Genomic DNA, 7,707 nt, shown 5'->3' on the forward strand with positions numbered 1-7,707 from the left:
CTCATATTTGTAAAAAAGTGCGGTAGGGTGCGTTAGGGGCGAGCTCACCAAGACGCAAGCTGTAGCAAGTGTTAGGTTGTTGCCCGTAACGCACCACCAGGTCAAACTCCAAAAATGAGATGCACCCAGACATATTTATGTTCCCTGTTCCCTATTCCCTGTTCCCTATTCCCTGTTCCCTATTCCCTTGAAAGCAAAATACTATGTCCTAAACTATACTTAGTTTGCTATAAGTAACCAAAAATTATCCGAATATAATTCTTTGAAAAATTATCCTATTTTCGGTGCCAATACTACTACTGGTAGCCTGTGACTCTAAACCTGAGCCATCAGTTGAGCTATCAAACGTTCAATGTCAGGGAGAACTGCCAAAACAAATCAAAAAAAAACATTGGGGAATATCGACTTGCTCAAGGTTCTGACTTTGTGAAGTTAATTCGCTCCTTTGATCAAGACTATACACAAGAGCAGCTTACCTGTACTATCTTCACCGCTGATTTTAACTGTCCGGCAAAAGAAGTCCCACGTTGTAATCTATGATTCAACGTGGGATGAATTTTGCACAGGGTCTTTAGGCTCAGGGAAACGAGCTATCAAACTCCTGAGCAACTCAGAGCAAGTCATTCCTCTACGGTCAGCTTCTTGCTTTAGTTGTTTCTTTTCAAAGCTGGTCAACCTAATCATCAAGTTTTTATCTTTCATTATGCCTTGACATTTGTAAACACAATTGCTATCATTATGATAGGTCGATAAACAGGAGAAAACAACAATGAAATCAGCTTATCAGTACCGATTAAGATTGACTAGAAAGCAAGAAATAGAAATTGAAAAATGGTTAGACATGCTGCGCCATCAGTATAATTATTTGCTTGCGGAAAGATTTAATTGGTATGAGCAAAATCGTTGTTCTATTAATTCTTGTCCTCTACTGTGTCACTTGCCAGAGTTAAAAAACAATCCCGATTACTTTTCTCAACAAAATTCTTTGCCTCAACTAAAGAAGACTAGACCATGGTATAAAGTGGTTCAGTCTCAAGTTTTGCAAAACTGCGTAAAAAGAGTTGACTTGGCTTTTAAGCGCTTCTTAAAAGGCGACAGTAACGGGAAAAGGAGTGGTAGACCAAGGTTTAAAGGGAGAAATAGATATAAATCACTCACCTTTCCTTCTCTTAGTAAAAATCCTATAAATGGTAATATTTTGACTCTTCCAAAGTTTGGGAAAGTCAAAATGGTTTACCACCGACCTATTCCAAAAGTATTCAAAATCAAGACAGCTACTATAACCCGAAAGGCTGATGGCTATTATGTTGCGCTGTCAATTCAAGATGATACTGTACCGAATACTATACCAATAGATAGCGTTACTAGCCCTATCGGTATAGACATGGGACTTAAGTCCTTCTTAATTAAGTCTGATGGTTCAGAAGTTCCAATTCCTCAATACTACCGAAAGGCTCAAAAACGATTAAAAAAAATTCAGAAAGCTGTCAGCAGATCTAAAAAAGGGAGCAACAACAGGAAAAAAGCTGTCACTAAATTAGGGAAAGCTCACAAAAAGGTTGCTGACACTCGAAAAGACTTTCATTTTAAAACCGCAAAGGGATTGCTAGATAATCACGTTCGCGTAGCGTCGCCTTCGGCGAATCTAGTTGCCCACGAGAAATTAAACATTAAAGGTTTAGCTAAGACTAGACTGGCTAAATCTATACTAGATGCTGGATGGGGTGAATTTCTGTCTATTTTGTCAAACAAAGCCGTTCGCGTAGCGTGGCCTACGGCCTTAAATGCTGGTTTGGTAACAGTTGCAGTAAATCCCCACAATACCAGTCAGAACTGTTCTAATTGTGGCAAAAAAGTACCGAAAAAATTGAAAGACCGCATACATTCCTGTCCTCATTGTGGCTACGTTGCTGACAGAGATGTGAATGCGGCAATGAATGTATTGAAATTGGCGGTGGGGCATCCCGTCAGGAGTAAAGCTTGCCGAGTAACCGAAGGAATACCTGGTGTTGGCAAGAAGCCCACACTGTAATCTACGATTCAGTGTGGGAGTATGTCACTAATGATGGAAGACCTTTGAGTCCCAACCAGCGATTGAGCTGTGGCAAGGGATATAGCACTACGCATTCAGATGTTTGACATTGTCTTGATGCAGTCGCTCATGGGGGGAACCACGGCAGTCGCTCATGGGGGAGACCCCCAAGACCGCGCTGCCTCCCCAAGACCGCGCTGCATCGCTGCTAAACTCCGAAACGTAAGTAATTACTTACTTCTGACTTCTGACTTCTGACTTCTGACTTCTGACGCTAAGCGTAGCGCTATAACTGACCAGGCAACTGGCAAACCTCAAGATTTAGAAGTGGAAACCCTCGCTTACTGTTCTGAAATTTTTTATTTTGTCGAAGGGGAACTCAAAACTACTGAGGTTTGTGACTACTACTCTGTTATTGTAATTTTGAGGGTTAGGGCTTAGGAGTTACCTTAAGTTCTCCTACCTAAGGCTATCATCCTAATCCATAAACCTAATCCATAAACTTTAAATATATCATATCTAGGTAATGTCTGACAGCAATATCAAAAACCTAGCTGGATTAGTGTGAAAAATATTTATCTAAAGTAAAATTTCTCTAGCGATGCAGCGCGGTCTTGGGAAGGCAGCGCGGTCTTGGGGGTCCCCCCCATGAGCGACTGCCGTGGTTTCCCCCACTCGCGCTTTGCATGGCTGACAGGGTTGACAGTTCTTTGGTTGGATAACAAGCAACCTAAATTTACTGCCAACAATAAGATAAGTAAACATCAACGCGCCGACCCGATCAGTCCAGCAAGGGTATCCCTAGGTACATCATATTATGAAGAACACGAATTCTGGTGTAGGAGTGCAAATTGATCAAGAGCCTCAAACTTTACCATCACCACTTAAACCAGTAGTAGAACTTAACTCGAACCTTAGCCATTCCCCTTCTATCGAGCAAATCGTCGCAGAGGCTCATGGTCACAAAGCTTCTGACATTCATATTCGAGTGGGACAGGTCCCCAGATTCAGGATTCGGGGCAAGATGTATGTGGCTAAACGTCATACCAAGGTGACACTGGAAGTTTTTGAGGCATACCTCAATGAGATTCTCACTCCGGCTCAGAGGAAGCAGTTTGCTGAAACCAAAGAACTGGATACTGCTATTTTTTACCCTGGCTTAGTGCGCTGTCGGGTGAATTGTTTTGACTCCCTAAACGGGGGAGCAATTGTGCTGCGATTAATCAGCCTTGATGTTCCTTCAATCGATGATTATACTCTACCGCAAGTTTTCAAAAAAATAGTTAGCAGGGGTCAGGGAATTATTTTAGTTACCGGTCCGACAGGCTCAGGTAAATCAACGACTCTTGCGGCTATGATTCGCCATCTCAATGAAACAGAGTACAAACATATTGTTACCATTGAAGACCCGGTTGAATATGTCCACCGCTCCCGAAAGTGCCTGATTAGTCAGCGAGAAGTGGGATTGCACACCCATCAGTTTCACCACGCTCTGCGGTCTGTGTTACGGGAGGATCCAGATGTGATTCTAATTGGGGAAATGCGCGATCGCATCACAGTTGATACAGCCCTGCAAGCTGCCCAAACCGGTCATCTGGTCTTGGGTACTCTACACACTCGCAATGCTATCAGCAGTATTAACCGTCTGTTGAATCTCTACAATCCTGATGAACAGGCAGCGATCCGCATCCAGATTGCTGAGTCCCTGTTGGCAGTTATTGCCCAACTCTTAGTACCAACCACCGATAAGGGTCGGATTGCGGTTCATGACATTTTAATCAATACCCCAACTGTACAGGATTACCTGCTTAAGGGAGAAGATGGGGATGTGTTCCGACTGATGGAAACTGAAAGCATTGAAGGGATGCAAGTGATGAATCAGGCTCTCTACAACTACCTAATTGAAGAAAAAATCACAGCCAAGGAAGCCCTTAAAGCGTCTCCTGATCCCCAGGCTTTGATACGTCAGATGCGCACTGGTGGTATAGATGCTTCCGCCTCGGCTCGTGATTGGATGAATGAAGCTTGAATTTAGAATGTAGAATTGAGAATTTAGAATTAAGAATGCAGAATTAAGAATGCAGAATTAAGAATGGTGAATTTAGAATGGTGAATCCAGAATACAGAATGGTGAATGGTGAATCCAAAATCCAAAATCCAAAATCCAAAATCCAGAATGGTGAATTCTCAATTCTCAATTCTTAATTCTCAATTCTCAATTCTTAATTCTCAATTCTTAATTCTTAATTCTTAATTCTTAATTCTTACCTTTTACCTTGCTTCGCCAACTTCTTCTTAGACAGCTTCCGCAAACGAACTGACTCAGGTGTAATCTCTACCAGTTCATCGGGTCCAATATACTCCAAAGCCCGTTCCAAACTCATCTCCACTGGGGCTTGTAACTGGACTAATTCATCCCCAGTGGCGGAACGATGGTTAGTTAACTGCTTAGTTTTACAGACATTGAGATCTAAGTCCTGAGGACGATTGTGTTCCCCAATAATCATGTTTTTGTAAACCTTAGTGCCTGGTTTAATAAAGAATACACCACGGTCTTCTCCATTTTTCAGGGCATAGAAGGTAGCCATCCCTTCTTCAAAGGCTACAATTACTCCATTGCGGCGAGTTTCTAATTCCCCAGTCATGGGACGATATTCTAGGAAGCTATGATTCATGATACCTTCACCTTTGGTCAAGCGAAGGAAGTCCCCCCGGAAACCGACTAAGCCACGGGCAGGAATCACAAAATCGATTTGGGTTCGACCATTGGCACCCACTTGCATATCTTGCATTTCCCCTTTGCGCTGTCCCAAACGCTCGATACAGCTACCCACCGCTTCTTCTGGTACATCTAGCACTAGATATTCAAAGGGTTCACAAGGTTGACCATTAACTTCCCGGTAGATTACTTGGGGTTGGGAAACTTGGAACTCATATCCTTGGCGACGCATGGTTTCGATTAGAATACCCAGGTGTAGCTCTCCACGACCAGATACTAGGAATTTATCGGGGGAGTCAGTGGGTTCTACCCTTAGTGCTACGTTTGTTTCTAATTCTCGGAATAAGCGATCGCGTAATTGTCGCGACGTTACAAAGTCCCCTTCCTTACCCGCAAAGGGCGAATCATTCACGCAGAAGGTCATTTGCAAGGTAGGCTCATCTACCTTAATTAGGGGTAAAGCTTGGGGTTCATTGGGACAAGTAATGGTTTCACCAATATTGGCATCAGCAAACCCAGCTACCGCCACGATATAACCAGCTGATGCTTCTTTTAGGTCAACTCGCTTGAGTCCTTCAAATCCCATCAACTTGGTTACTTTTGCCTGAACTATGTCCCCAGTATCCTTAACTAAAGCAGCTTGTTGACTGGCCTTAATAGTTCCGTTGTGAATTCTGCCAATCACAATCCGACCTAGGTACTCGGAATAGTCCAAGGTGGTGACTTGTAGTTGTAGGGGCTTGGTAGGGTCTCCTACTGGTGGCGGGACATGATGCAAAATTGCTTCAAACAGTGGCTGCATATCTACCGCTTCTGCGTCCAAATCTTCTTTGGCGTAGCCTTGTAGACCGGAGGCAAATAGGTAGGGAAACTCACACTGGTCATCATCTGCTCCTAATTCTAGGAACAGATCCAGGACTTTGTCGATCGCACCATAAGGGTCCGCTTGGGGTCGGTCAATTTTATTGACCACTACAATCGGACGCAGTCCTTTTTCCAAAGCTTTTTTGAGGACAAATCGGGTTTGAGGCATTGGTCCTTCATTTGCATCCACAATTAGGATGCAGCCATCCACCATACCCAATACCCGCTCTACTTCTCCACCAAAGTCAGCGTGACCAGGAGTATCAACAATATTAATTAGGATGTCTTTGTACCGAACGGCGGTATTCTTAGAAAGAATAGTAATACCCCGCTCCCGCTCTAAATCGTTGGAGTCCATGACGCAGTCTGGAACGTCTTCCCCTTCGCGGAAGATACCGGATTGCTTGAGTAGAGCGTCAACTAGGGTAGTTTTGCCGTGATCGACGTGAGCGATAATAGCAACGTTGCGAATTGGGAGAGTCATACCAGCGCCTGGAAATAGGTAGCAGCAGTTACAATTTTTTCTAAAGATTTCTTAATAATTCTAGCTTACCTTGGGAAGACCCGAAGAAAAATAGCTGGTGTTCCACTTTTAGCATCCGGCTAAGCTAAACCTATGTATAGCAAAGGGAGTAGGGAGTAGGGAGTAGGGAGTAGGGAATCGGGAATCGGGAGTAGGGAATATGGCATCATAAATTCTCACAATTCCTACACGGACCCCTATCAAACTATGCCGTCTTGATAGGTGTGCGTTCGCGTAGCGTGACCATTCGCGTAGCGTGGCCTTTTGGCCAAGGTCAATCGCTCAAGCGCGGAAGCGAAGCTTCCGGAGCGTAGCGTGACCATTCGCGTAGCGTGGCCTTTTGGCCAAGGTCAATCTTTGCTGCTAGTTCCATCAGTTGTGGCTTACCTGTTACTGTAGAGTTACTGGATCACTCGTGAATTGATTAACGGCTGACACTGGTAAGCGATCGCGTTTCAGTGGATACCTTCTTCTGGCTTTCAACCGGGGGCTGAGGAGGTACTGACTCGTTCTCAGCCTTCAAACGCAGAGTAAAGGATTTATCAACATAGATACCTTTGGAGTCAGTGCGACGGACAATCACGGTATGGCTAGTATCTCCGTTGAAATCCATCAAGGTTTGCTCGGTAAGCTCCAGTTTATTCTCCCTTAACATAAACCGCCCGCCAGCATCATCAATTAATGAGTAGGTATAGCGTTCCCCTGTTTTTGGGTTAGTCGGGGAGAGCATACCAACCACAGTTCCTGGTTTCATCTGCTCAGGGATAGGTTTATCCCCTTGGTCAGACTCTTGGGCTGTTTGGCGGACATTTTCCTGACTTGTGCTGGTATCTTGGTGATGGTTTTCCTCAGCTAAGCTAGCGTTTTGACCAACGCGATACACCTCAGTAAAGTCAGTAAAGAAGTGCTTGAGAGGTTCAATCCGACCCTGAGCTGCTTCAACTTCCACTAACTCATTTTTGGTCAATTCTTGAATAACGGAGGATATAGATGGGTGGGTAAAACTGTAAAGACCTTCCGCAGAAGATTCCAAATAGTCCAAAACAGCTGATAAAGATAGATTAGTTTCACCCCTTGATGCTGGTGATTGTTTAATTTTAATCTGATCTAAGGGCAAGAACAAAGTAGAGCATTTAGCTAAGTTTAGATTAGCTATATTTACCTGACTCTCTTCAAATTGTATCGGTAAACTATTAGGGCTTGTTGCCACTGGGCTGGTGAACAGAAGTAGACCATACTTCCCTAAGCTTAAGTCTTGATTGTTTTGGTCTACAGTTTCATCTATGGCAACCGTTTCAGAAACCGTTTCAGGGCTTGAGGATTGCTCTATCTCGCTCTCACTGATGATAGTTAGCAAATCATCTGAATAGATGCTTGATTCGCTATCTTCTATGGGCAAAATAATATTCTCAGGTTGCCCTGTTTTTCTAGAGGATTTTCCTATCCTCAGCCGAATTGGGAGCCGTTTATAGTTTATCTGTAGCGCAATTACTCCCCATCCACTAAGAGATACCACTGCCCAACCAAATAACCATAGGTATAGTGGTTTATTAGTGAGGGAGTCTAAGA

7 protein-coding genes are annotated in these 7,707 nt (G+C 43.8%); 4 read left to right on the forward strand and 3 right to left on the reverse strand.

Annotated elements, in window-relative coordinates:
- Positions 1–114 precede the first annotated feature (114 nt).
- The 4 genes from F6J99_RS37980 (at position 115) to F6J99_RS37995 (ending at position 4,061) form a co-directional block, all read left to right on the forward strand.
- Positions 115–237, forward strand: a complete 123-nt coding sequence (locus F6J99_RS37980) for a hypothetical protein (protein ID WP_293121073.1) — start codon at positions 115–117, stop codon at positions 235–237.
- Positions 238–769: 532 nt separating this feature from the next.
- Positions 770–2,032 carry a transposase gene (locus F6J99_RS37985; protein WP_293121075.1) on the forward strand — a complete coding sequence of 421 codons (1,263 nt, stop codon included), beginning with the start codon at positions 770–772 and terminating at the stop codon, positions 2,030–2,032.
- Between the two features lie 129 nt (positions 2,033–2,161).
- Positions 2,162–2,290 carry a hypothetical protein gene (locus F6J99_RS37990; RefSeq protein ID WP_293121077.1) on the forward strand — a complete coding sequence of 43 codons (129 nt, stop codon included), beginning with the start codon at positions 2,162–2,164 and terminating at the stop codon, positions 2,288–2,290.
- Positions 2,291–2,849: 559 nt separating this feature from the next.
- Entirely contained in the window at positions 2,850–4,061 is a 1,212-nt protein-coding gene (locus tag F6J99_RS37995) for a PilT/PilU family type 4a pilus ATPase (RefSeq protein ID WP_293121079.1), read from the forward strand.
- 235 nt (positions 4,062–4,296) lie between these two features.
- Here the strand turns inward: F6J99_RS37995 and typA are convergent, their stop codons facing one another.
- From typA to F6J99_RS38010, 3 genes are all read right to left on the reverse strand, one after another.
- Positions 4,297–6,099: a translational GTPase TypA gene (gene typA, locus F6J99_RS38000; protein ID WP_070391238.1), complete on the reverse strand. Its 1,803-nt coding sequence runs from the start codon at positions 6,097–6,099 to the stop codon at positions 4,297–4,299.
- A 239-nt stretch (positions 6,100–6,338) separates the two neighbouring features.
- Positions 6,339–6,461, reverse strand: a complete 123-nt coding sequence (locus tag F6J99_RS38005) for a hypothetical protein (protein WP_293121081.1) — start codon at positions 6,459–6,461, stop codon at positions 6,339–6,341.
- Between the two features lie 101 nt (positions 6,462–6,562).
- On the reverse strand, positions 6,563–7,707 hold a 1,145-nt coding region (locus F6J99_RS38010), incomplete at its 5' end, for a hypothetical protein (RefSeq protein ID WP_293121083.1).

Source organism: Moorena sp. SIO4G3 (genome assembly GCF_010692305.1).
Taxonomy (GTDB): domain Bacteria; phylum Cyanobacteriota; class Cyanobacteriia; order Cyanobacteriales; family Coleofasciculaceae; genus Moorena; species Moorena producens_A.